The organism is Ruminococcus sp. AM31-15AC (genome assembly GCF_003462045.1).
GTDB classification, from domain to species: Bacteria; Bacillota; Clostridia; order Oscillospirales; family Ruminococcaceae; genus Hominimerdicola; species Hominimerdicola aceti.
The window spans coordinates 1-1,033 of record NZ_QTYG01000126.1 but is presented as its reverse complement, the minus strand read 5'-3'; the positions used below and the strand labels follow the sequence as shown (position 1 = coordinate 1,033).

The 1,033-nt window shown below is 43.1% G+C and carries 1 protein-coding gene; it reads right to left on the bottom strand.

Annotated features, from left to right (window positions below; translation table 11 throughout):
* Positions 1 to 188 precede the first annotated feature (188 nt).
* Positions 189 to 647 carry a hypothetical protein gene (locus DW793_RS14320; protein ID WP_118158549.1) on the bottom strand — a complete coding sequence of 153 codons (459 nt, stop codon included), beginning with the start codon at positions 645 to 647 and terminating at the stop codon, positions 189 to 191.
* Positions 648 to 1,033 lie beyond the last annotated feature (386 nt).

The window sequence follows — 1,033 nt, the reverse complement described above, 5'->3', positions numbered from 1 at the left end:
TCAATAGGTATTCGTTCACTTCTAAATTGCTTTGGATATATTTTGTATTTATCCATTTTAACCTCCTGCTATAATAAAATTGCTGCTCTACATTCAAGTTTAAATTCCGATAATTTGTAGTTATCACCACTTGATAAAAAAACAGCTCATCGTATCAATTATAAAGATACAATGAGCTAATTTTATCATCAATTTCTCTGATACCTCACCGCCTTTTCAAAATTAATGATACCATTGATCCTCTTGACCTCATCCGTACACATAGTCCGAAGCTTGATCATAGTATCATCATCAATCTCATGAACCGCCGCAAGCATATGTGATACTGCACCAAGTTCGACAGCAACCTTAAATAAGGCACGGGACAGCCTCTGCTCCGTGCCTTTTACTATGCCCTCGGTTATTGCAGTGATCTGCGGAGCGGCATATTCCGCTGCTACGCTGTCCTTGTTAAGCAGATACCCACAATAAAAACGTATCGCCTTCTCTATAAACTCCGTCTTTGACTTGCAGTTGTCAGCCTCATAAAGCATCTCAATTTTCTGCATAGTCTCTGGGAAAACATAGAGCGGAAATTTCACCTTGACATCATCACAAAACCCTGAACGTTCGCTGTTTTCTGCTGATTTTCTGTTCTTTGACTCCATAAAAAACTCAACCCTCGCTTTATGACTCCATTTTTCAGATCTCTCAAAACTCCCGCAAACACGGCGAGCTTTGCTCGTCCGTTGTGAGCATTTTGGCGGCTTTGACGCCAAAATTTTAACCTGCAATATATTAAATGCCCCTCAAACCCACCCGAAATCATCTGATTTCTACCATTCTCAAACTCAGTGTTAAGGCTTGTCCTTAACGCTCGACAAAACGCCCGAAATTCGCTCCGACCGTTGTTAGGGTAAAATTATCCCACCGACCTCCGAACCTCGCCACACGAGGGCACACGGTGCGAACCGTGGCGAATTACTGCTCGGATCGTTTCCCCGATTCGGCAGGAGCAGTGATCTTCTGCTTTCTCGCAGGCTTTCTGTCCGAC